This is a genomic window from Citreicoccus inhibens (assembly GCF_019039035.1).
Taxonomy (GTDB): domain Bacteria; phylum Myxococcota; class Myxococcia; order Myxococcales; family Myxococcaceae; genus Citreicoccus; species Citreicoccus inhibens.
The window spans coordinates 298,049-319,488 of sequence record NZ_JAHNZT010000002.1; the positions used below are offsets into that span (position 1 = coordinate 298,049).

Genomic DNA, 21,440 nt, shown 5'->3' on the forward strand with positions numbered 1-21,440 from the left:
CGAGCCCGGCGCCGCGCCCGATTCCCGCGCGCCGTCCTGTGCGTGCGAAGCCGCGTCGGGCGCAGGCACCGAAGCCCGCCGCGCGCTCCACGCGACGGCGTACCATGCGCCCGCGGACGAAGGCGAAGTGACGTCCCGAGGTGGCCATGGACACGGCGAGGCAGCGCGACTTCAACGAGATCCAGATCCGACACTTCAGCCGCGTGTTCGGGCGGATGGTGCGCATGCGGTTGCACATCGGGAAGCTGCTGCTGACCGCGACCACCGTGGCCGCGGTGTTGGATCCCGCCCTGTGGCGGCGGGTGACCGTGGGCATGCTGGTGGCGGGCTGGAGCGGCCTGTCGCTCTTTGAGCTGTGGCGCTTCGGTCGACGTGGCCTCACGGCCTCCAGCATGCCGTCCAATATCTGGGGCAGCCTGGTGTTCCAGTTCGGGTTCATCGTGTGCACCGGAGGCATCGCCAGTCCGCTGCTGCCCTCGCTGCTGCCGGTGTCCTTCGTGAGCGGCGTCGTGCTGAAGGATGATGCGCGGCGGATGATCCTCGTGGCGAACCTCGTCGCGCTGGGAGTCCTGGCGTGTCTGCAACTCTCCGGCGCCTTGCAGGGGCTGCCCTTGGGCTTCCTGGGCTCGGCGCCGCCGTTGTTCCTGCTCGTGGGCGTCATCGCCGTGGCGATCCTCGGCGTCATCGCCAACCGCGCTGGCGCACTCATCCGGGTCGCGTTCGACAACATGCTGGTGGATGCGCTCGGCCACCGCGATGAGCTGCTGGCCGTTCATCGCAACCACGCCCGCGAGCTGGAGGCGCTGTCGGGAGAGATTGCCCACGAGCTGAAGAACCCGCTGGCGACGGTGAAGGGCCTCACCCAGCTCATGGCCCGCGAGCCCGGACGTCCGCAGCCCAGCGAGCGCCTGCGCGTCCTGTCCTCGGAGGTGTCGCGCATGCAGGGCATCCTGGACGAGTTCCTCAACTTCTCTCGGCCCCTGGTGCCGCTGTCCGTCAGTGCCATCGACCTCGCGGAGCTGTGTGATGAGGCGCTCATCCTGCACGAGGGGCTCGCGTCGGAGCACGCGGTGCGCCTGCTCCGCGAAGGCTCGGGGCCAGTGCTGGCGCGGTGTGATCCGCGCAAGGTGAAGCAGGTGATGATGAACCTGTTGCACAACGCCATCGAGGCCAGTCCTCCCGGCTCCCAGGTGGTGCTGCACGTGGGCTCGACGGACGTGGGGGACGCGCGCGTCGTGGTCGTGGACGAGGGCTCCGGGATTTCACCTGAGATGGCGGATCGGGTCTTCGACGCGGGCGTGACGTCGAAGGCGCGTGGCTCGGGCCTGGGGTTGACGGTGGCACGCGCGTTGGCGCGCCAGCATGGTGGCGAGCTTCGTCTGGAGAACGGGCGGACGTGCGGCTGCGTGGCGGAGCTGGTGCTCCCACGCGAGCTGCCCGCGGGAACGCTGGGGACGGGTGTGGAGACGAGGGCGCATGTCTAGGGACTCAGCGGTGCCGGCAGGTCCACGCGTCCTGGTGGTGGATGACGATGCCGGAGTCCGCTTCACCTTGCGCGAGACGCTGACCAGCACCGCGCAGCTGGAGGTGGATGAGGCGGCGGACGGCGAGGCCGCGCTCCAGGCGATGGCCGAGCGCGCCTATGGACTGGTCATCACGGACCTGCGGATGCCGCGCATGGATGGCATGCAGCTGGTGCGGCGCATCCACGCCATGCCGCATGCGCCTCGGGTCATCGTCATCACGGCGCATGGCTCGGAGCGCTTCGCGGTGGAGGCGATCAAGGCCGGGGCCTACGACTACTTCCGCAAGCCTTTCGACGTGGATGAGCTGCTGGCGGTGGTGTCTCGCGCGTTGGAGGCCGTGCGCCTGCGCATGGACAACGAGCGGCTGGCGGGAGAGCTGAACCTCTCGCGCTCCATGGTGTTCGCCGCGGAGTCGATGAGCCGGCTGGCGCAGCTCGTCCAGCGCGCGGGGCCTCGGGACGTCACGGTGCTGGTGACCGGGGAGAGTGGCACCGGCAAGGAGCGCGTGGCCGAAGCGCTGGTGCGCGCCTCACCGCGCGCGGCCAGGCCCTACCTGCGCTTCAACTGCGCGTCGCTCACGGAGGACCTCGCCGAGGCCGAGCTGTTCGGCCACACGAAGGGGGCCTTCACGGGGGCGCACCGAGAGCGCGCGGGCCTGTTCCGCGAGGCCGATGGCGGCACGTTGCTGCTCGACGAAGTGGGGGAGCTGGCATCCACGCTTCAGGCGCGATTGCTGCGCGTGCTCCAGGAGGGCGAGGTGCGGCCGGTGGGGACGGATCGCCCGGTGAAGGTGGACGTGCGGATCCTGGCCGCCACGCATCGCGACTTGCGCAAGCTCGTGGCGGAGGGGCGCTTTCGTGAGGACCTCTTCTACCGACTCAACGTGGTGCATCTGCGCGTGCCGGCGCTGCGCGAACGGCCGGAGGACATCCCGGTCCTCGCGAGAATGTTCCTGGATCGCTTCCGCGACCGATTCCACACCGGTCCCTTGAAGGTTCCCTCGGGCTTCATCGAGCGGCTGTCGTCCATGCCGTGGCCCGGCAACGTCCGCGAGTTGGAGAACACGCTGGAGAGCCTGGTGGCGCTCTCCAGCGATGGCGAGCTGGACATGGAGTTGCTTCAGCGCGCGGAGACGACGGCGACGACCGCCGCGCGCGGCCCATCCGCTGGTGCCGTGGACAGCGTGGCCGGGGCGGGGCTCAAGGAGCGGGTGGAAGCCTACGAGCGAGGCCTCGTGTTGGACGCGATGGCGCTGGCCGGAGGCAACCGCAGCGAGGCGGCGCGGCGGCTGGGAATCGGCCGCGCGACGCTGCACGACAAGCTGCGCAAGTATGGGTTGGACGGAACAGAGGAGGGCGGGGCACCGGCGTGAGCCGCCCTCCGTGGGTCCGTCAGCGCGCTGCGGGCGCCTTGGCCGCGCCGAGTGAGCGCACCACTTCGAGCGCCTTCCGCACGTGCTCTCCCACGCGAATCTGGGAGTCGAACGCGTGGCGGACGATGCCCGAGCGGTCGACAATGAAGGTCACGCGGCCGGGAATGAGGCCGAGGGTGGAGCGAATGCCGAAGGCCGCGCGCGCCTGGCCGTCAGGGTCACTCAGCAGCTTGAATGGCAGCCGGTATTTGGTGGCGAAACCTTCGTGGGACGCGACCGAGTCGCTGCTGATGCCCACCACCTCCGCGCCCGCCGCGGCAAAGTCCTCGTACTGATCGCGAAAGCTGCACGACTGCACGGTGCATCCCGGGGAGTCGTCCCGCGGGTAGAAGTAGACGACCAGGACCTTGTCGCCGAGCAGATCCTTCAGGCGCACCGGCTTCTCGCCCGGTCCCAGCAGCGTGACGTCTGGAATGGCTTCGCCCTCTTGCAGCGTCTTCGCTCTGGCCATGGCTCGCTTTCAGGACAGGCTGGGTCACCACGCCCGCCAGTGAACTCGGGACATTCTATACGGAGAAATCCTGCTCAAAGTGTCAGGTGAGCCGAAAGGGAAGTCGCTATCTTCCCGGGCCGCTGTCGCCGTGCCTTCACTCCTCTCCGGAACTGTATGAACCCAATGCCTCGCGTACGTCCTTTCGGACGGCGCTCTCTGTGTGCCCTCCCGGGCGTGTTGTCCCTGCTCGCACTGACCCTGGGTGGGTGCGCCACCGTGCCCCCTCGGGGGCAGCTCGTCATGCGCGATACGGCCTTCCCGCTGCGGGACTTCCGCTTGGGCTCGGGGCTGCGCGTCGTGGTCGAGCAGGACTCGCGCGCGCCCGTGGTCGCGGTCGCCGCGTTGGTGGGCGTGGGCAGCTCCAATGACCCTCAGGGCAAGGAGGGACTGGCGCACCTCGTCGAGCACCTCGCCTTCCGTGCTCGGCATGGCGGCACGGCCTCGGTGTGGACGCGGTTGGAGCAGAGCGGCGCGGGGCGCTTCAACGCCTTCACTGGCATGGACCACACCGTCTACGAGACCATGGGGCCTCGGGAGTCCCTCCCGGCCCTGCTCGCGCTCGAAGGACAGCGGCTGGCCGCGCCGCTCGATGGCGTGACGCCGGACGTGTTCACCGTGGAGCGCGAGGTCGTTCGCAACGAGCTGCGCCAGCGCAACGAGTCCGGCTATGTGGGCAAGGTCACGAGCTGGGCCTTCGAGAACGCGTTCCCCGAGGGCCATCCCTATGCGCGCCCCGGCATCGGCACGCATGAGAGCCTGACAGCCACCACGCTCGCGGACGCGCAGCGCTTCGCGCGGCTGAGCTACCGGCCCGAGAACGTGACCATTGTCATCTCCGGTGACGTGGAGTTGACGACGGTGGATGCGCTCATCAACAAGGCCCTTCCGCCCTCATGGGTGGGCTCGGGGCCGCCGCTGGCGCTGGAGCAGCGCCTGCCTCGCGACATCGTCGAGCCCCCCGTCGCGCCCGCGGCCAAGGAGTTGGTGACGCACGAGGCCGCGGTGACGTCGCCCGAGCTGTACGTGTCATGGGTGTTGCCGCGCGGCTTCGATGAGGCCAGCGCCGTGCAGGAGTTCGTGGCGTCCTCGCTGGACTCCAGCCTGATGCGCGCGGCCTGGAATGACGGAGACATCGCATACATCGACACCGGCCTCATCCGAGGCACGCGCGCGTCGCTCCTGCTGGTGCGCGTGGTGTTGAACAAGGGAGATCATCCCAAGCGCTCGCTGGAGAAGGTGCTCGACGAGGTGCATCATTCGTGGTCCGACACCAACGACGCCGCGGGCGTTGCCCAGCGCGAGCAGACGATCGTGGAGATGCGGCGCCACGTGGCCGCCGGAATGGTGCTCGACTCCGAGGACCTCCTGGCTCGCGCGGTGCGCCGGGCCGAGCTGACGCACTTCATGACGGACGCGCGCGCCTTCAGCCGCGCGCAGGGCGCCCTGCTGTCTCTCAGTGGGAGCAAGGTGACGGGCTTCGCGTATCAGTGGCTGCAGCGCTCGCGCGCCCGCGCCTTCCTGGTGCGGCCGGGTGCCACCGGGGTCGGGGCGCTCAAGGCTCCCTCGCTCCTGATTCCGGACGAGACGGTGGCGAGCGCGCCGCCCGTGACGCCGTCGCTGTCCGCGTTCTCCGCGCCCGTGAAGACCGTGCGGCTCGACAACGGCGTGGAGGTGGTGATGGTGCCGCGGCCGGGCCTCCCGCTGGTGCGCGTGGGCGTGGCGCTGAAGGGGGGCGAGGTGAGTGGTCCCAGCGCGGTGGCCACCCTCGCGAACCTCGGCGCCTCGGCCGAGACGAGCTACGAGGGCAGTCCCAGTGATTGGGGGCTGCACACCCGCAAGTCCCTGCGCAGCGATCAGGTCCGCTACGAAGTCGCGGGCCCCGCTGGCAACGTCGGCAACATGCTGGCCATCACGGCGGAGAAGCTCTCCACCATGCGCATCACCGAGCCGGTCGTGAAGTTCATTCACGACGAACTCCTGCCCTGGACCGCGGCCGCGGACGCGCGCCCGGGCGTCATCGCGAACCGCCAGCTCATGCAGGCGCTCTATGGGAAGCACCTGTATGCGCAGCCCGCCACCTACCAGACGCTCTCCGCGGTGGATTGGGAGTCCACGCGGGACTGGGTGAAGGTGAACTACACGCCCGCCAACGCGGTGGTGGTGATCGCCGGCGAGTTCGACATGGCGCAGGTGGAGCCGCTGGCCCGCAAGTACCTCGGGGGCTGGGGTGCGAAGGGGCCCGCCGTCGCGCCTCCGGCTCCTCCCGAGCCTCCCGCTGCCATGCCGCCGACGCTGTACATCACGCCGGTCACGGGCGCCACGCAGGCCTCGCTGAGCGTCGCCTGTCGCCTTCCGGCTGCTACGCCCGAGGCCGAGGCGCGCTATGCGGTCATGGCCGAGCTGGCTCGGGCGCGCTTGTGGACGCAGGTGCGTCAGCAGCGCGGTGCCAGCTACGGCTTTGACACCCAGGTGTCGGTGGCCCGAGGCGGCGCGGCGCACCTCCTGGTGGAAGGCGTCGTGGACTCGCCGCAGCTCGGCATGGCGCTGGGCGTGGCGCGTCGGATGTTCGCGAGCTTCGCCAAGGACGGCGTTCCGGCCGCGGAACTGGAGCGGGCCCGCACGCGCCTCATGACACAGGCCGTGGTGGACTTCAGCAGCACCGAGGCTTGGGTGGATGCGCTCCTCGACGCGCGCGTGCGTGACTTCTCGGCCGAGTCCGTGGCGCAGCGCCCCACGCTGATCCAGGGGGTCACGTCCTCGGACCTCAAGTCCGAGTTCGCCCGGTGCACCGAGCACCTGGTGATGGGCGTCCAGGCAGACGAGGCCCAGGCCAAGGCGGCCGCGAAGGAGTCGTCGCAGCTCTAGCGGGGCAGGGACACACGACGGTGGAAGGAGGGCCGGGTATCCCTCACAATGTCGCGCATCTCTTCCTGGAGCGTGCATGCCCCGTGTGTCCCGTTGTCTCGCGGCATTGACCCTGTTCATCGCGTCAGGCGCCGCCTGGGCACAAACCCAGTCGGCGCCCCCGCCGAAGCCACAGCGCTACGGCTTCTCCGAGGAGCGGACCGAGTACATCCGCTCGCACTACACCAAGTTCGAGTACCGCATCCCCATGCGGGACGGGACGCACCTCTTCACCTCCGTCTACACGCCCAACGACGCGAGCCCCACCCGGCGCTATCCCATCCTGCTGACGCGCACGCCGTACTCGGTGGCCCCGTATGGCGCGGACCGGTACAAGTCCGCGCTGGGCAACTCCTCCGCGGATGAGAAGGAAGGCTTCATCTTCGTCTTCCAGGACGTGCGCGGACGGATGATGTCCGAGGGCACCTTCGTCAATGTCCGCCCCCAGGTGGCCGGCAAGCGCGGCGCGCAGGACATCGACGAGAGCACGGACACCTACGACACCATCGACTGGATGGTGAAGCGCCTGCCGAACAACAACGGGCGAGTGGGCATGTATGGCGTCTCGTATCCGGGGTTCTACACGGCGGCCGGCGCCATTGATTCGCACCCGGCGCTCAAGGCCGTGTCGCCCCAGGCGCCCATCGCGGACTGGTTCTGGGACGACATGCACCGTCACGGCGCCTTCAATCTGGTGCTGGCCTTCGACTTCTTCTCGGCGTTCGGGCGTCCTCGGCCCACGCCCACCGCGAGCGAGGAGTGGACGCCGTTCGAGCACGGCACGCCGGACTCGTATGAGTTCTTCCTCGACCTGGGCCCGCTGTCGAACGCGGACTCGAAGCACTTCAAGGGGGACGTCGCGTTCTGGAAGGACATCACCGCGCACCCGAACTACGACGCGTTCTGGCAGTCCCGGAACCTGTTGCCGCATCTGAAGAACATCAAGGCGGCGGTGCTCGTGGTGGGCGGCTGGTTCGACACCGAGGACCTGTACGGACCGCTTCACACCTACGCGGCCATCGAGAAGCAGAACCCCGGCATCGCCAACACGCTGGTGATGGGGCCGTGGCGGCACGGCGGTTGGGTCAGCACGGAAGGCGCGTCGCTGGGAGACGCGGACTTCGGCTTCGCCACCAGCGCCACGTTCCAGGAGATGCAGCTGAACTTCTTCAAGCACCACCTGAAGGGCGCGCCCAAGCCGGAGATTCCCGAGGCCTTCGTGTTCGAGACGGGCGCCAACCGCTGGCGGAAGATGGAGTCCTGGCCGCCTCGCGAGGCGCGCGAGACGCGGCTGTACTTCCAGCCCAAGGGCACCCTGTCGTTCCAGGCTCCGCGAGAGAGCGCCGAGTCCTTTGACGAGTACGTGAGCGACCCTGCCAAGCCGGTGCCGTACACCAAGGAACTCACCGCGGGCTGGGCCAAGAACTACATGGCCGAGGATCAGCGCTTCGCGGCGACGCGGCCGGACGTCCTCGTCTACGAGACGGAGCCGCTGACGGAGGACCTCACGCTGGCGGGCCCGCTGGACGCGGACCTGTGGGTTTCCACCACGGCCACGGACGCGGACTGGGTGGTGAAGCTGGTGGACGTGAACCCAGGCAAGCTGCCGGGTTGGTCGCGCGAGGACGAGCACTCCGGCGCGCTGAACCGGGGCAGCCAGCAGACGCTGGTGCGCGGCGAGCCGTTCCGCGGCCGGTTCCGCACCAGCTACAGCGAGCCTCGGCCGTTCACGCCCAACGAGCCCACCCAGGTGCGCTTCACCGTCAACGACGTGTTCCACACCTTCCGCCGGGGCCACCGGGTCATGATTCAGGTGCAGTCGAGCTGGTTCCCGTTCATCGACCGCAACCCGCAGACCTTCGTGCCCAACATCTTCGAGGCGAAGGAGTCGGACTTCGTGCGCGCCTTCCATCGCGTGTACCGGTCCGCCGCGCATCCCAGCGCGGTGACGGTGCGCGTGCTGCCGCCGCTCGACGGGTGAGGCCGAGGCTCACGCGGGCGCGCCGTCGGTTCTGCTAGGCTCCGCGCCCGCACGCGCAGGCATCTGGATGGGGAGGGTCATGACCGGCACCGACCGGCCCGGCACCGAGCCGGTGCTGCTCGACGGGAGCGAGTCCGCGGGAGAGGCGCAGCACCTCCGCATGGCTCTGTCCCTGTCGCTCATCACCGGCCGCCCGTTTCGTTTCACGCACCTGCTCGCGCGCGGCGAGCCCCCGGGCCTTCGGCCGCAGCATCTGGCGAAGATCCGGGGCGCCGAGGCCCTGGGCGGCGGCGTCAGCGACGGCGCGCTCGTGGGCTCCACGGAGCTGTCCTTCACGCCCGGGCTCGTGCGCCCGGGCGACTACGTGGTGGAGCTGGGGCCGTCTGGCAGCGCGCCGGAGCTGTTCCTGGCGTTGTTCTATCCGCTCGCGCTGGCGGGAGGAGGGCGGCTCACGCTGCGCGGCAGCACGCACCTGCCTTGGGGCGCCAGCTATCCGTACCTGGTGAGCGCGTGGCAGCCACTGGCGCAGGCCTATGGGCTGCCCGTGCAGCTCTCCCTGAAGCACGCCGGCTTCTATCCCGACGGCGGCGGTGACTTCTCCGCCGAGGTGCACCCGCCCCAAGCCCCCCCGCTTCGAGTGGAGCTGCCCGCGCGCGGCATGCTCCGCGAGGTGCGCGTGCAGGCGTGCGTGGGAGGCGTCCCGTTCGCGCTCGCGGAGCGTCAGTCTCGCGCGGCGGTGGCTTTGCTGCGCGAGCGCGGCATCCACGCGGAGGCGGAGAATCGCCCGGTGCCCGTCACGCGCTCGGCCGGAATGGCGGCCTTCGTGCTGGCGCAGTTCGAGTACACCCTCGCGGGCTTCCTCGCGTTGGGCGAGCGGAGCCGGTCACCCGAAGACGTGGGACGCGAGGCCGCCGCGGCGCTGGCGGACTTCATGGAGGCGGGCGGGGCGCTCGACGCGCTCCTGGCTCAGCAGGTACTCCTGCCGGCGGCGCTGTTGGCTTCGGGGCGGCTGGGCCAGGTGACGCCGGGCACCACGCGCTTCACGGTCGCGGGCGAGCGCGAACCGCTCGAGTCGCAGGCGCGCATCATCGAGCGGTTCCTGCCGGTGAGGGTGACCGCGGGGCCGGACGGCAGGGTGGAGGTCCGTCCGGCGTGAATCGGGGGGCTGCCTTCAGGCGGCCTCGTCCTCTTCGCTGTCCTCGTGCCGGTCACCGAAGGCCTTGTGGCTGTCAATCTCCTTCGCGGTCCCGCGGTAGGCGCGGACGGCGAAGGGCGAGGCGACGGTGAGGACGATGATGGCCAGCCCCACGGCCATCCACGGAATGGTGGGTTCCTTGGGCTGGATGTCGCGGCCGTAGGAGTTGATGTTGCCGCCCATGGCGCGTTGCTTGGCGGCCTCTCGCTCCTCGGCGGACTGGGCCTGGGGAGCTTGGAAGTCCTGGGGATGACGTCGCGCCGGTTGGGCCAACGCGGCGCCGCCCCAGACGAGCGTGGTGACGAGCAGAAGCCGGGAGAAGGAGGCAGAGCGCATGGTGCTCGACGCTACCATGAGCCAACACCCGTGCAGAACAAGCCTTGCGCGGCCCCGGCCCCTCCCGTAGCTGCCCCCCATGCTGCGACTCCCGCTCGTCGCCTTCGCCAACCTGCTGCTCCTGGTGCGCTTGCTGCTGGGGCTGCCCTGGCGCCTGCTGGCCCGGAGGCATCGGCCCGCCTGGGTGCGCTTCCGTCTGACGGGGGCGCCTGCGTACCGCGAGCCTCGGAGGCGCTGGGCCTGGCTGGGCGGCGCGCGCCCCGAGCCCGCCACGGTGACGTCGCTCGCGGCGTTCCGAGCGGCCCTCCAGGGGTTGGCGGCGGATCCGCGCGTGCGCGGCGTGCTTCTGGAGGTGGAGGCCTTGTCCGTGCCGCTGGCCCGGCGGGAGGCCCTCATCCGTTCGCTGGAGGACTTCCGCGCCGCGGGCAAGCGGGTGGTGGCGTGGGCGGTGGCGGTGGACACGGACGCCTACCCGGTGCTGTGCGCGGCGGACGAGGTGCTCCTGGCGCCCATGGGCCGCGTGGAGCTGGTGGGCTACGCGGCCGAGGCCACCGTGCTCGGCGAGGCACTGAAGCGCTTCGGCGTCCAAGCCCAGTTCGTGCGCCGGGGTGATTACAAGACGGCGCCAGAGCTGTTCACCCACGCCGCCGTGTCGGACATCCAGCGGCAGACCATCGAGGCGCTGCTCGACGAGCGGTACGCGGTGCTGGTGGACGCCGTGGCCCGGGGCCGGCGCCGCACGCCCGACGAGGCGCGGGCGCTCATCGACGCGGGCCCCTACAGCGCGCGCCGGGCGTTGGCGGCGGGGCTGGTGGACGCGCTGGTGAGCGAGGCGGACCTGCCCGCGCGCCTGGGCCTGCCGGCCACGGAGCCCGGTGAGGACGCCGCGCCGCTGGCGCCCTTCGCGGGCTATCTGGAGACGCGCGTGTTTCCCCCGGTGCGGTGGCTCCCGGTGCGGCGGCGCCCTCGGCTCGGCCTGGTCCCGGTGTCGGGGGTGATTGTGGGCGGGGGCGCTGGGCGGGGGCGCTTCGCGGCCTCGGAGGCGGTGGTCAAGTCGCTGCGCCGGGCGGGCCGGGATCCCCGCGTGCGGGCCGTCCTGTTGCACGTGAGCAGCCCGGGAGGTGGAGCGCTGCCGTCGGAGCAGATCCTCGAAGCGGTGCGGCGCGTGGCGGTCCGCAAGCCCGTGGTGGCCTACATGGACTCCGTCTGCGCCAGCGGCGGGTACATGGCGGCGCTCGGCGCGCGTGAGCTCTGGTCGGCGCCGTATGCCGTCGTGGGCTCCATCGGCGTGTTCATCGGCAAGTTCGAGTGCTCCGAGCTGTTGGAGTGGTTCGGCGTCCGGCGCACCGTCATCACCCGAGGACAGAACGCCGGGTTCGCCTCCGCGGCGCGCGGCTTCACGCCTCACGAGCGGGCCACGCTCGAGGCGGAGGTGGAGGAGTCCTACCAGTCCTTCCTGGAGACCGTGGCCGAGGCGCGAGGCCGCACGAAGGAGGAGATCCACGCGCGCGCGGAGGGGCGGGTCTACTCGGGGCTGCGCGCCAGGGACGCGGGGCTGGTGGACCGCATCGGCGGCTTCGAGGAGGCGTGCCGGCGTGCGCTGGAGTTGGCGGGGCAGGGCACCCAGGACTTCGAGCTGGTCCAATACGGGGCCGCCGAGCGGCGCCTGTCCCTGGTGCGCCTGCTCTCCCGCGTGGCGCGCGTGGGGACCTATGCCCTGTGCCCCCTGGCGCTGGGGCTGGAGTCCTGGGACGAGGAGGAGCCCGAGGGGGCGCTGCCTCCGTGGCTCGTCCAACTGTGGCGGGCCACGCGCCCGTAACAGGGATTGCCGCTCCGTCCGCGCCGGGTCTACCCTGCCGCGCCCCATGAGAACGCCCACCGTGCTGCTGAGCCTGCCCCTGCTCGCCGCCTGTGCCACCGCGCCCCGCGAGCCCGGGGCCGTGGCCGAGGCCTATGCGAAGGCGCTGGAGGAGAACCGGCTGCCCGCGGCGTATGCCCTCACCCAAGGCGCGCCCGACGGGGAGCGGGCCTTCCTGGAGCAATACTCCGACGAGAAGGTCCGCCGGGAGCGGGCCGCCGCGGTGCGCGCGGGGGCCGCCGAACTGGAGGCGCGCGCGCCCTCGGTCACCCTGGCGCGAAGCCCGGAGGGCTGGAAGGTGGTGGAGGCTCGCCCCGCGGATGCGCCGCGCGCCGCGCTGACGCGCTTCCTGGACGCGGCCGAGGCTCGGGACTGGAAGGCCACCTGGGGGCTGCTCGCCGCGCCGCTGCGCGCCCGCTACACCCCGGAGCGGCTGCGCGAGGACTTCGAGCGAGAACCCCTGGCGAAGGAGCGCCTGCGCCGCGCCCGGCTCGCCCTGCATGCGCCCATCCGAGTGGCTGCGGGGGCCGCGGTGCTGCCCGTGGGCGAGGAGCGCGCGGTGCGGCTCGTCCTGGAAGACGGGGAGTACCGCGTGGCGGCGCTCGAATGAACAGGCGTCCTTCCGCTCCCGTGCGGCAGTCGTGCCGGCGCGTTAATCGACGTTGACAGCCCTCGGGGGGCTGGCAATCTCCGCGCCCCGTTCAGGCGTGCAAACGCCCGTATTCCAAAAGGTTTCAGGTGTCCTGATGAGCGTTTCCGAGTCCGACATCCTCACGGCGATGTCGAAGGTGATGGATCCCGAGCTGCACGTGGACCTGGTGAAGGCCGGGATGGTGAAGGATGTCCGCGTCGCCGGTGACTCGGTGAAACTCAAGATTGAGCTGACCACGCCCGCCTGCCCCATGAAGGGGAAGATCCAGGCGGACGCCGAGGCGGCGCTCAAGGCGGTGCCCGGCCTGAAGTCGTTCGACATCGAGTGGGGCGCGCAGGTTCGCTCGGTGGCCGGCGGCTCGGGCAACGCGATGCTGCCCAAGGTGAAGAACATCATCCTCGTGGGCGCCGGCAAGGGCGGCGTGGGCAAGAGCACCGTGGCGGTGAACCTGGCCACCGCGCTCGCGCAGCACGGGGCCAAGGTGGGCCTGCTGGACGCGGACTTCTACGGCCCCTCCGTACCGCTCATGACGGGCCTGTCCGACAAGCGCCCCGTGAGCCCGGATGGCAAGTCGCTGGAGCCGCTCACCGCGCACGGCCTCAAGGTCATGTCCATCGGCTTCCTGGTGGAGGCGGATCAGGCCCTCATCTGGCGCGGCCCCATGTTGCACGGCGCGCTGATGCAACTGGTGCGCGACGTGAACTGGGGCGATCTGGACTACCTGGTGCTGGACCTGCCGCCGGGCACGGGCGACGTGGCGCTCAGCCTGTCGCAGTCGGTGCGCGCGGCCGGCGCGGTGCTGGTGACGACGCCGCAGGACGTGGCGCTGGCGGACGTGGTGCGCGCCAAGCAGATGTTCGACAAGGTCCACATCCCGGTGCTGGGCATCGTGGAGAACATGAGCCAGTTCGTGTGCCCGCACTGCTCGCACACCACGGCCATCTTCAACCACGGCGGCGGGCGCAAGGCCGCCGAGATGTTCGGCATCCCGTTCCTGGGGGAGATTCCCCTGGACCTCAAGGTGCGCGAGTCCGGAGACTCGGGCACGCCCGTGGTGGTGGCCGCCAAGGACAGCCTGGAGGCCAAGGCCTTCCAGGAGGTGGCGCGCAACATCGCGGGGCGCGTGTCCGCGCAGACGATGAAGGGCATCCCGCTGCCCGTAGTCCAGGCCCGCTGAACAACCCGAGGAGACCGCATGGCCGGCAACGATGACTTCCCGCCCGATCCGCTGCTCGACGACGACGAGCAGCACCCCGGCCGTGACGGGCGCCCGGGCGGCGGCTTCGTTCCCGAGTTCGTGCGGCGCATGGCGGTCGCGGGCCTGGGCGCCATCTTCATGACGGAGGAGGGCATCCGCTCGCTGTCGGGGCAGCTCAAGCTCCCGAAGGAGGCGCTCGGCTTCATCCTCTCCCAGGCGGAGAAGACGAAGGATGACCTCACCCGCGTCGTCTCCGAGGAGCTCCGGCGCTTCCTCCAGTCGGAGAAGCTCCGCGACGAGTTCCTCAAGCTCCTGTCCGGCATGACGGTCGAGGTGAAGGCGCAGATCCGCCTGGTGCCCCACGAGAAGGACGAGGCGCCCCGCGAGCCGGAACCCCAGGCCGAGCCGGAGCCGCGCAAGAAGTCCGCCAAGGCCCCCGCGCAGCACTCGGCCCGGGTGGTCATCTCCGAGCTGAACGCCCGCCGCCCCGCGCGGCGGACCAAGAAGGAGTAGCAGGGTGGCGGAAGCACCGGAGTCCCCCCCGTCCTCGCGCCCCGAGCCCCGTGCGGGGTGGCGCTCCCACCCGTTGGCCAAGCGGCTCCCGGTCATCCTCCTGGCGGCGCTGGGCCTATGGCTGTGGCGTGTCACCGCCACTCCGGAGCGCGAGCTGGTGTTCGAGCTGGAGGGCTCCGGGTGGGCCTCGGCGCGCGCGCTGGACATCCAGGTGCTGGGCGCGGACGGCCACATCGAGAAGCGCGAGGAGCGCTTCTTTCCGTCCGGACCTCCACCCCGGGTGGAAGTCCAGACGGCCCTGCCCGAGGGCACCTTCCGCGCGCTCGTGTTCGTGAAGCGCGAAGGGCAGGAGGCCCGACTGCGCGTGGAGGACACCCTCTCCGTAGGAGAGGAGGCGCGCATCGTTCGCCAGCTCCGACTGCCGGACGCCAGTCGTTGACCGCCCCCAGGGCGTGCGTTATGGCCGCCCGCACGTTTTCCCAAATGACCGAGGGGTCCACGAACGCCATGGCAACGGAGCACGTCGTCGTCGTCGGTGCAGGGCAGATGGGCGCGGGCATCGCGCAGGTGGCGCTGGTCGCGGGCCTGCGCGTCACGCTGGTGGATGTGTCCAAGGAAGGGCTCGCCAAGGGCGCCGAGCGCATCCGCGGCGGCCTGAAGAAGCTGGTGGAGAAGGGCAAGCTGGACGAGGCGAAGCAGAAGGCCGCCGAGGCCAACCTCGCCACGCTGACCCAGGCCACGGACGCCAAGGACGTGGACTTCGCCATCGAGGCCGTCACCGAGAACGAGGACCTCAAGCGCCGCATCTTCCTGGAGCTGGACGCCGTGGTGCGCCCCGGCGGCATCCTGGCCACCAACACGTCCTCCATCCCCATCACCCGCATCGCCGCCTCCACGAAGCGCCCCGAGTCCGTCATCGGGATGCACTTCATGAACCCGGTGCCGGTGATGCAGCTGGTGGAGCTCATCCGCGGCGCGGCCACCTCCGAGGAGACCTACAACACCACGCGCGCGCTGGCCGAGCGCATGGGCAAGACGACGGTGGTGTCCAAGGACTTCCCGGGCTTCATCGTCAACCGCATCCTCATCCCCATGCTGAACGAGGCCTGCTACGCGCTGATGGAGGGCCTGGGCACCGCGGAGGACATCGACACCGCGATGAAGCTGGGCACCAACCAGCCCATGGGCCCGCTGCAGCTCGCGGACTTCATCGGCCTGGACACCGTGCTCTTCATCGCCGAGGTGCTGCACAAGGGCCTGGGCGATCCGAAGTACCGCCCGTGCCCGCTGCTGCGCCAGTACGTGGACGCCGGCTGGTTCGGCAAGAAGAGCGGCCGCGGCTTCTACAAGTACTAGTTCCCCCGAGCACGGACAGGAGCCCGCACCATGGCCTACGAGAACATCCGGCTGGAGAAGGACGGCGGCATCGCGGTCCTCACGATTGACCGGCCCAAGGCGCTCAACGCGCTCAACAGCAAGACCTTCCACGAGATGGACGCCGCCCTGAAGACCTTGGGCGACGACACCCGCGCGCTCATCGTCACCGGCGGCGGCGACAAGGCCTTCGTGGCGGGCGCGGACATCGCGGAGATGGTCACCATCACCGCCGCCCAGGCGCGCGAGTTCTCCGCGCTGGGGCACCACGTCTTCCAGACCCTGGAGTCGCTGCCCATCGTCACCATCGCGGCGGTGAACGGCTTCGCGCTGGGCGGCGGGTGTGAGCTCGCCATGGCGTGCGACCTCATCTACGCCTCGGAGAAGGCGAAGCTGGGCCTGCCCGAGGTCACCCTGGGCGTCATCCCGGGCTTCGGCGGCACCCAGCGGCTCACGCGCCTGGTGGGTCGATCGCGGGCCAAGGAGCTGCTCTTCACCGCGGACCGCATCGACGCGGCCCGGGCCAAGGAGATTGGCCTGGTGCTGGACGTGGTTCCCGCGGACAAGCTCATGGAGCACTGCCGCACGGTGGCCGGGAAGATACTCAAGAACGGCCCCCTGGCCGTGTCCCAGGCCAAGCGGGTGGTGGAGTTCGGCGCGGACCAGGACCTGCGCGCGGCGAACGAGTTGGAGCGCCAGGGCTTCGCGGTGCTCTTCGGCTCGGAAGACCAGCGCGAGGGCATGAAGGCCTTCCTGGAGAAGCGCCCCGCCCAGTTCACCGGGAAGTGAGCGAGGGGCCGCCGGCTAATCCCGGCGGCAACCCGCGCTTGTCCCGTGGCCCCGCGTCTTCGCTGTTCCCGGACGCGGGGCCGCATACTATGTAGGCCCGACTTTCTTCCTCCCGCCGTCCGAGAAGCCTCATGAACTTCGAGCTGACCGACATCCAGCGCGAGATCCAGCGTCTGTGCCGCGAGTTCGCCGCCAAGGAACTCATCCCCAACGCCCGCAAGTGGGACGAGACGCACGCCTGGCCCACGGACGCGGTGAAGAAGCTGGCCGAGCTGTCGCTGTTGGGCGTCGCGGTCCCCGAGAAGCACGGCGGCGCGGGCCTGGACAATGTCTGCTACGCCATCGCCATGGAGGAGATCAGCCGCGGCTGCGCCTCCACCGGCGTCATCATGAGCGTGAACAACTCGCTCTACTGCGATCCGGTCAGCAAGTTCGGCACCGAGGAGCAGAAGGAGCAGTTCCTCAAGCCCTTCGCCAGCGGTGAGAAGCTGGGCTGCTTCGGTCTCACGGAGCCCGAGGCGGGCAGCGACGCCGCGGCCCAGAAGACGGTGGCGGTGCGCCGGGGCGACGAGTACGTCATCAACGGCTCGAAGAACTGGATCACCAACGGCCCGAAGGCGGACGCCATCGTCCTCTTCACGATGACGAACAAGGAGGCGGGCAACAAGGGCATCACCGCGTTCCTCGTCCCCACCAACACGCCGGGCTTCATCCGCGCCGAGCCCGACAAGAAGATGGGCATCAGCGCCGCGTGGTCCTGCTCCATGTTCTTCGAGGACATGCGCGTGCCGGCCAAGAACATCCTGGGCAAGGAGGGCGAGGGCTTCAAGGTCGCCATGTCCACCCTGGACGGTGGTCGCATCGGCATCGCGTCCCAGGCGCTGGGCATCGCGCGCGCGGCGCTGGAGGAGGCCGTGCGCTACTCGGGTGAGCGCAAGTCCTTTGGCAAGCCCATCCGCGAGCACCAGGCCATCCAGTTCATGATCGCGGACATGGCCACGGAGATCGACGCGGCCCGCCTGCTGGTGTGGAACGCGGCGCTGCTCAAGGACAAGGGCGTGCGCCACAGCCAGGAGAGCGCCATGGCCAAGCTGTACGCCAGCGAGATGGCCAGCCGCGTGGCGAACAAGGCCCTCCAGGTGCACGGCGGCATGGGCTACAGCAAGGAGATGGACGCCGAGCGCCACGTGCGCGACGCGCGCATCACCGAGATCTACGAGGGCACGAGCGAGATTCAGCGCATCGTCATCTCGGCCAACCTCCTCAAGGACTAGTCGCCATGACGCGTTCACTCGCCCTCGCGATGGCGGTGCTCCTGAGCCCGGCGCTGGCGCTGGGGCAGGGTGCGCCCGCGAAGCACAAGACGGCCCAGAAGGCCCCGGCCCGGCAGGAGGAGGCGCTGGACGTCGGCGCGCTGCCCTTCACGCCGGACTCCATCCAGCAGGTCATCCTCCACCACAAGGTCCGCATCCAGGAGTGCTACGAGGACCACCTGGTGGAGAAGGGCAAGAAGGTGGAGGGCAAGCTGATGACGTCCTTCACCATCACGCCGGATGGGCTGGTGAAGGACGCCAAGGTCGTGAAGAAGGCGAGCACGCTGAAGGACGCGGGGCTCAATGACTGCGTGGTGGCGGTGCTGATGTCCATGAGCTTCCCCAAGCCCACGGACGGACGCGACCACCCCATCGAGTACCCGTTCAACCTCAAGGCCATTGAGTAGCACAGGACGCCCGCCGTGAACCTCGAGCTGACCGAGACGCAGACCCTCATCCGTGACACCGCCCGCAAGTTCGCGCGGGAGCGGGTGGCTCCGCAGGCACGCGCGATGGATCGCGAGGAGCGCTTCCCCACGGAGCTCTTCCGCGAGCTGGCCGAGCTGGGCCTGTTGGGCGTGAACCTCCCGTCGAAGTACGGCGGCGCGGAGGCGGGCGTGGTGGCCTACGCCCTGGCGATGATGGAGATGGCGGCGGCGGACGCCTCCGTGTCCGTGGCCATGGCGGTGACGAACATGTGCGCGGAGCTGATCCACGCCTTCGGCACCGACGCGCAGCGCGAGAAGTACGTCACCCGGCTCACGTTGGGCGAGGCGGTGGTGGGCTCGTTCGCGCTCTCCGAGCCGCACGCGGGCTCGGATCCGGGCGCGCTGCTCACCAGCGCCGTCAAGCGCGGCGACCGCTACGTCCTCAACGGCAGCAAGCAGTGGATCACCTCCGGCGCGCACGCCGGGGTGATGGTGGTGTGGGCCCGCACGTCCGGGACCGGCAACAAGGGCCTGTCCTGCTTCATCGTCGAGGGGGGCACGAAGGGTCTGCACATCGGCCGGCACGAGGACAAGATGGGCCTGCGCGCCTCCAACACGGTGGCGCTCACCTTCGAGGACTGCGAGGTCCCCGCCGAGAACCTCCTGGGCAAGGAGGGGGACGGCTTCAAGCTGGCGATGACCGCGCTGGACGGCGGTCGCATCGGCATCGCGGCGCAGGCGTGCGGCGTGGCCCGCGCGGCGATGGAGGCCACGGTCTCGTACACGAAGGACCGCAAGGCGTTCGGCGAGGCCGTCGCGGAGTTCCAGGCGCCTCGGTTCATGATGGCGGACATGAAGACGCAGCTGTCCGCGGCGGAGCTCTTGACCCTGCGCGCCGCGTACCTGAAGGAGCAGAAGCAGCCCTTCACCCGCGAGGCGTCCATGGCCAAGCTGTTCGCCAGCGAGACGAGCAACCGCGTGTGTGACAAGGCGGTCCAGCTCCACGGCGGCTACGGCTACATCGACGAGTTCCCGGTGGAGCGCTACTTCCGCGACGCGCGCGTGCAGACCATCTACGAGGGCACCAGCGAGGTGCAGCGGCTGGTCATCGCCCGCGAGACGTTCCGCCTCATCGGCTGAGGCGCGCGAGGTCAAGACGGGCGGGGCCGAATCCGCCGGCACGCGGGAACAAGTCCACCCCCCCGGGCGCACCTCCCCGTGTTTCGTGCCGGACGCGGAACTTCTCGGCCCCCGCCCACCGGGAAGACGAACCCCGGCGCGAAATGTCGCACCCGGTTCGAGTCCATTCGCCGCTTGCCCCCGCCCAGGCAGTCCCACCGGGCGGGCAGGGCAGGGGTGCTCTCCCCGAGCGGGAACAGGTGCGGCGCGGGGCGAGCGGCCTTACATCAAGGGTCCCGCTCTCACGCGGAGCGGGAGTCAGCGGGGCGCGGTCGTGCCCCGCGTCCGGGCGGACACCGCCTGGGGTTGACAGGGCCGGGGGAAGTTCTCCTCGAGTCCCCACATGAGGCACGCGCCTGCTTGACTACCGGAATAAGCGGTGTCTAGGGTGCGCGGCTTCAACATGCATCATGTCCCTATTGGAGGGACGCCCGCAGCGACCGGTTGCTCCCCGCAGGCGCTGCGATTCATTCTCAAACAGGGGGCAGTTGTACCGTTTCCAAGGACTTTCATTTCATGCAGCAGAACGTGAACCAGCAGGTCGGGATGGACGCCGGTGGTGACGAGGATTTCGCGGCACTGTTCGAGGCCTCGCTCAAGGAGCGTGGCGGTGACGGCATCCTCAAGGAAGGGGAGATCGTCAAGGGAACCGTGGTCCAGGTGACGAAGGACTTCGCGATCGTCGACATCGGCTACAAGTCCGAGGGTCAGGTCCCGATCGCCGAGTTCACCAATCCTCGGGGCGAGGTCTCCGTCAAGGCGGGTGACCCGGTCGAGGTCCTCCTGGAGAGCCGCGAGAACGACACCGGCATGGTCGTCCTCTCCAAGGAGAAGGCCGACAAGATGCGCATCTGGGACGAGATCAGCGCCGCCTGCGAGCGCGATGAGATCGTCAAGGGCACCATCGTCGGCCGCGTGAAGGGTGGCCTGTCCGTCGACATCGGCGTGAAGGCCTTCCTCCCGGGCAGCCAGGTGGACATCCGCCCGGTTCGAAACCTTGACCAGTACATTGGCAAGGAGTTCGAGTTCAAGGTCATCAAGTTCAACAAGAAGCGCGGCAACATCGTCCTGTCCCGCCGCGTCCTCCTCGAGAAGCAGCGCGAGGAGATGAAGAAGGAGACCCTCAAGAACCTCAAGGAGGGTGCGGTCCTCAAGGGCGTGGTCAAGAACCTCACCGACTACGGCGCCTTCATCGACCTGGGCGGCATCGACGGCCTCCTTCACATCACCGACATGTCCTGGGGCCGCATCGGTCACCCCAGCGAGATGTTCAACGTGGGCGACGAAGTCCGCGTGGTGGTCCTCAAGTTCGACCCGACGCAGGAGCGCGTCAGCCTGGGCCTCAAGCAGATCCAGGAGGACCCGTGGCACCGCGCCGACGAGAAGTACCCGGTCGGCACCCGCGTCAAGGGCAAGGTCGTGTCCATCACGGACTACGGCGCGTTCATCGAGATCGAGCAGGGCGTCGAGGGTCTCGTGCACGTCTCCGAGATGTCCTGGACCAAGCGCCTCAAGCACCCGTCCAAGATCCTGGAGGTCGGCCAGGAGGTGGAGGCCGTCGTCCTGGACATCGATCCGAAGGCCAAGCGCATCGCGCTCGGCATGAAGCAGATCGAGCAGAACCCCTGGACGCTCCTCGAGGACAAGTACCCGATCGGCTCCGTCATCAAGGGCCAGATCCGCAACGTCACCGACTTCGGCATCTTCGTGGGTGTCGAGGAGGGCGTGGACGGCCTGGTGCACGTGTCCGATATCTCCTGGACGCAGCGCATCAAGCACCCGGGCGAGATGTTCAAGAAGGGCGACGAGGTCGAGGCGGTCGTCCTCAACATCGACGTCGAGAACGAGCGGTTCAGCCTGGGCATCAAGCAGCTGGCCGCGGACCCCTGGGACACCCTGTCCGAGCGCCTGCCGGTGGGCAGCCGCGTGAAGGGCAAGGTCACCAAGGTCACCGACTTCGGCGCGTTCGTGGAGATCGAGCCGGGCATCGAGGGCCTCGTCCACGTCTCCGAGCTGAAGGAGGAGCGTGTCGAGAACCCGCGTGACGTGGTGAACGAGGGCCAGGAGGTCGAGGTCAAGATCATCGACATCAACACCCCGGACCGGAAGGTGGCGCTGTCCATGAAGGCGCTCATCGGAGAGGGCGACGACTACCGTGAGTACCTCCGCAAGCAGGCGGAAGGCTCCAAGGCGCGCCTGGGCGACGTGATGGCGAGCAAGCTGAAGAAGTAGTCGCTTCGCGTCATGTCGGCGACGGCCGGGTTCCCGA

Annotated in this window: 18 protein-coding genes; 16 read left to right on the forward strand and 2 right to left on the reverse strand. The window is 69.6% G+C overall.

Going from position 1 to position 21,440, the window contains the following annotated elements; genetic code table 11:
• The first annotated feature begins 146 nt into the window (after positions 1-146).
• Entirely contained in the window at positions 147-1,484 is a 1,338-nt protein-coding gene (locus KRR26_RS03815) for a sensor histidine kinase (RefSeq protein ID WP_217079143.1), read from the forward strand.
• Entirely contained in the window at positions 1,477-2,898 is a 1,422-nt protein-coding gene (locus KRR26_RS03820) for a sigma-54-dependent transcriptional regulator (protein ID WP_120204072.1), read from the forward strand. Before KRR26_RS03815 ends, KRR26_RS03820 begins: the two co-directional genes overlap by 8 nt.
• Before the next feature lie 19 nt (positions 2,899-2,917).
• Here the strand turns inward: KRR26_RS03820 and KRR26_RS03825 are convergent, their stop codons facing one another.
• Positions 2,918-3,409 carry a peroxiredoxin gene (locus KRR26_RS03825; protein ID WP_120204074.1) on the reverse strand — a complete coding sequence of 164 codons (492 nt, stop codon included), beginning with the start codon at positions 3,407-3,409 and terminating at the stop codon, positions 2,918-2,920.
• A 282-nt stretch (positions 3,410-3,691) separates the two neighbouring features.
• Between KRR26_RS03825 and KRR26_RS03830 the strand changes: the two genes are divergently transcribed.
• The 3 genes from KRR26_RS03830 to KRR26_RS03840 all read left to right on the forward strand — a co-directional run bounded on the left by KRR26_RS03830 (position 3,692) and on the right by KRR26_RS03840 (position 9,492).
• Complete coding sequence (locus KRR26_RS03830) at positions 3,692-6,316, forward strand: M16 family metallopeptidase (RefSeq protein WP_236068260.1); 2,625 nt, start codon at positions 3,692-3,694, stop codon at positions 6,314-6,316.
• Positions 6,317-6,392: 76 nt separating this feature from the next.
• Positions 6,393-8,336 carry a CocE/NonD family hydrolase gene (locus tag KRR26_RS03835; protein WP_120204077.1) on the forward strand — a complete coding sequence of 648 codons (1,944 nt, stop codon included), beginning with the start codon at positions 6,393-6,395 and terminating at the stop codon, positions 8,334-8,336.
• A gap of 79 nt (positions 8,337-8,415) precedes the next feature.
• Positions 8,416-9,492 carry an RNA 3'-terminal phosphate cyclase gene (locus tag KRR26_RS03840; RefSeq protein WP_217079145.1) on the forward strand — a complete coding sequence of 359 codons (1,077 nt, stop codon included), beginning with the start codon at positions 8,416-8,418 and terminating at the stop codon, positions 9,490-9,492.
• 15 nt (positions 9,493-9,507) lie between these two features.
• Here KRR26_RS03840 and KRR26_RS03845 read toward each other — a convergent pair whose 3' ends face one another.
• Entirely contained in the window at positions 9,508-9,867 is a 360-nt protein-coding gene (locus KRR26_RS03845; RefSeq protein WP_120204081.1) for a hypothetical protein, read from the reverse strand.
• Between the two features lie 79 nt (positions 9,868-9,946).
• On the opposite strand from KRR26_RS03845, the gene sppA reads away from it, so the two are divergent.
• From sppA to KRR26_RS03900, 11 genes are all read left to right on the forward strand, one after another.
• The gene (gene sppA, locus KRR26_RS03850) at positions 9,947-11,686 is read left to right on the forward strand and encodes a signal peptide peptidase SppA (protein WP_217079146.1); all 1,740 of its coding nucleotides are present in this window, start codon (positions 9,947-9,949) and stop codon (positions 11,684-11,686) included.
• A gap of 46 nt (positions 11,687-11,732) precedes the next feature.
• Positions 11,733-12,335, forward strand: a complete 603-nt coding sequence (locus KRR26_RS03855; protein ID WP_120204084.1) for a hypothetical protein — start codon at positions 11,733-11,735, stop codon at positions 12,333-12,335.
• A gap of 136 nt (positions 12,336-12,471) precedes the next feature.
• A complete protein-coding gene (gene apbC / locus KRR26_RS03860; RefSeq protein ID WP_217079147.1) occupies positions 12,472-13,554 on the forward strand; it encodes an iron-sulfur cluster carrier protein ApbC in 1,083 nt (360 codons plus the stop codon).
• Positions 13,555-13,572: 18 nt separating this feature from the next.
• Entirely contained in the window at positions 13,573-14,088 is a 516-nt protein-coding gene (locus KRR26_RS03865; RefSeq protein ID WP_217079148.1) for a hypothetical protein, read from the forward strand.
• Between the two features lie 4 nt (positions 14,089-14,092).
• Positions 14,093-14,527 carry a hypothetical protein gene (locus KRR26_RS03870; RefSeq protein WP_120204089.1) on the forward strand — a complete coding sequence of 145 codons (435 nt, stop codon included), beginning with the start codon at positions 14,093-14,095 and terminating at the stop codon, positions 14,525-14,527.
• A gap of 68 nt (positions 14,528-14,595) precedes the next feature.
• On the forward strand, positions 14,596-15,444 hold the full coding sequence (locus tag KRR26_RS03875; RefSeq protein WP_217079149.1) for a 3-hydroxyacyl-CoA dehydrogenase family protein: 849 nt from the start codon (positions 14,596-14,598) through the stop codon (positions 15,442-15,444).
• Between the two features lie 30 nt (positions 15,445-15,474).
• Positions 15,475-16,251, forward strand: coding sequence for an enoyl-CoA hydratase-related protein (locus tag KRR26_RS03880; protein ID WP_120204091.1), 777 nt, complete (start codon positions 15,475-15,477; stop codon positions 16,249-16,251).
• Positions 16,252-16,382: 131 nt separating this feature from the next.
• Positions 16,383-17,525, forward strand: a complete 1,143-nt coding sequence (locus KRR26_RS03885) for an acyl-CoA dehydrogenase (protein WP_120204093.1) — start codon at positions 16,383-16,385, stop codon at positions 17,523-17,525.
• A gap of 5 nt (positions 17,526-17,530) precedes the next feature.
• Positions 17,531-17,971: an AgmX/PglI C-terminal domain-containing protein gene (locus KRR26_RS03890; protein WP_120204094.1), complete on the forward strand. Its 441-nt coding sequence runs from the start codon at positions 17,531-17,533 to the stop codon at positions 17,969-17,971.
• Between the two features lie 15 nt (positions 17,972-17,986).
• Positions 17,987-19,132 carry an acyl-CoA dehydrogenase family protein gene (locus KRR26_RS03895; RefSeq protein WP_217079150.1) on the forward strand — a complete coding sequence of 382 codons (1,146 nt, stop codon included), beginning with the start codon at positions 17,987-17,989 and terminating at the stop codon, positions 19,130-19,132.
• Between the two features lie 555 nt (positions 19,133-19,687).
• A complete protein-coding gene (locus KRR26_RS03900; RefSeq protein WP_120204097.1) occupies positions 19,688-21,403 on the forward strand; it encodes a 30S ribosomal protein S1 in 1,716 nt (571 codons plus the stop codon).
• The last annotated feature ends 37 nt before the right edge of the window (positions 21,404-21,440 follow it).

Bases quoted from the DNA above. Each gene is read 5' to 3' on its own strand.
- KRR26_RS03815 (WP_217079143.1), top strand. From the start codon at position 147: ATGGACACGGCGAGGCAGCGCGACTTCAACGAGATCCAGATCCGACAC.
- KRR26_RS03820 (WP_120204072.1), top strand. From the start codon at position 1,477: ATGTCTAGGGACTCAGCGGTGCCGGCAGGTCCACGCGTCCTGGTGGTG.
- KRR26_RS03825 (WP_120204074.1), bottom strand. From the start codon at position 3,409: ATGGCCAGAGCGAAGACGCTGCAAGAGGGCGAAGCCATTCCAGACGTC.
- KRR26_RS03830 (WP_236068260.1), top strand. From the start codon at position 3,692: ATGCGCGATACGGCCTTCCCGCTGCGGGACTTCCGCTTGGGCTCGGGG.
- KRR26_RS03835 (WP_120204077.1), top strand. From the start codon at position 6,393: ATGCCCCGTGTGTCCCGTTGTCTCGCGGCATTGACCCTGTTCATCGCG.
- KRR26_RS03840 (WP_217079145.1), top strand. From the start codon at position 8,416: ATGACCGGCACCGACCGGCCCGGCACCGAGCCGGTGCTGCTCGACGGG.
- KRR26_RS03845 (WP_120204081.1), bottom strand. From the start codon at position 9,867: ATGCGCTCTGCCTCCTTCTCCCGGCTTCTGCTCGTCACCACGCTCGTC.
- sppA (WP_217079146.1), top strand. From the start codon at position 9,947: ATGCTGCGACTCCCGCTCGTCGCCTTCGCCAACCTGCTGCTCCTGGTG.
- KRR26_RS03855 (WP_120204084.1), top strand. From the start codon at position 11,733: ATGAGAACGCCCACCGTGCTGCTGAGCCTGCCCCTGCTCGCCGCCTGT.
- apbC (WP_217079147.1), top strand. From the start codon at position 12,472: ATGAGCGTTTCCGAGTCCGACATCCTCACGGCGATGTCGAAGGTGATG.
- KRR26_RS03865 (WP_217079148.1), top strand. From the start codon at position 13,573: ATGGCCGGCAACGATGACTTCCCGCCCGATCCGCTGCTCGACGACGAC.
- KRR26_RS03875 (WP_217079149.1), top strand. From the start codon at position 14,596: ATGGCAACGGAGCACGTCGTCGTCGTCGGTGCAGGGCAGATGGGCGCG.
- KRR26_RS03880 (WP_120204091.1), top strand. From the start codon at position 15,475: ATGGCCTACGAGAACATCCGGCTGGAGAAGGACGGCGGCATCGCGGTC.
- KRR26_RS03885 (WP_120204093.1), top strand. From the start codon at position 16,383: ATGAACTTCGAGCTGACCGACATCCAGCGCGAGATCCAGCGTCTGTGC.
- KRR26_RS03890 (WP_120204094.1), top strand. From the start codon at position 17,531: ATGACGCGTTCACTCGCCCTCGCGATGGCGGTGCTCCTGAGCCCGGCG.
- KRR26_RS03900 (WP_120204097.1), top strand. From the start codon at position 19,688: ATGCAGCAGAACGTGAACCAGCAGGTCGGGATGGACGCCGGTGGTGAC.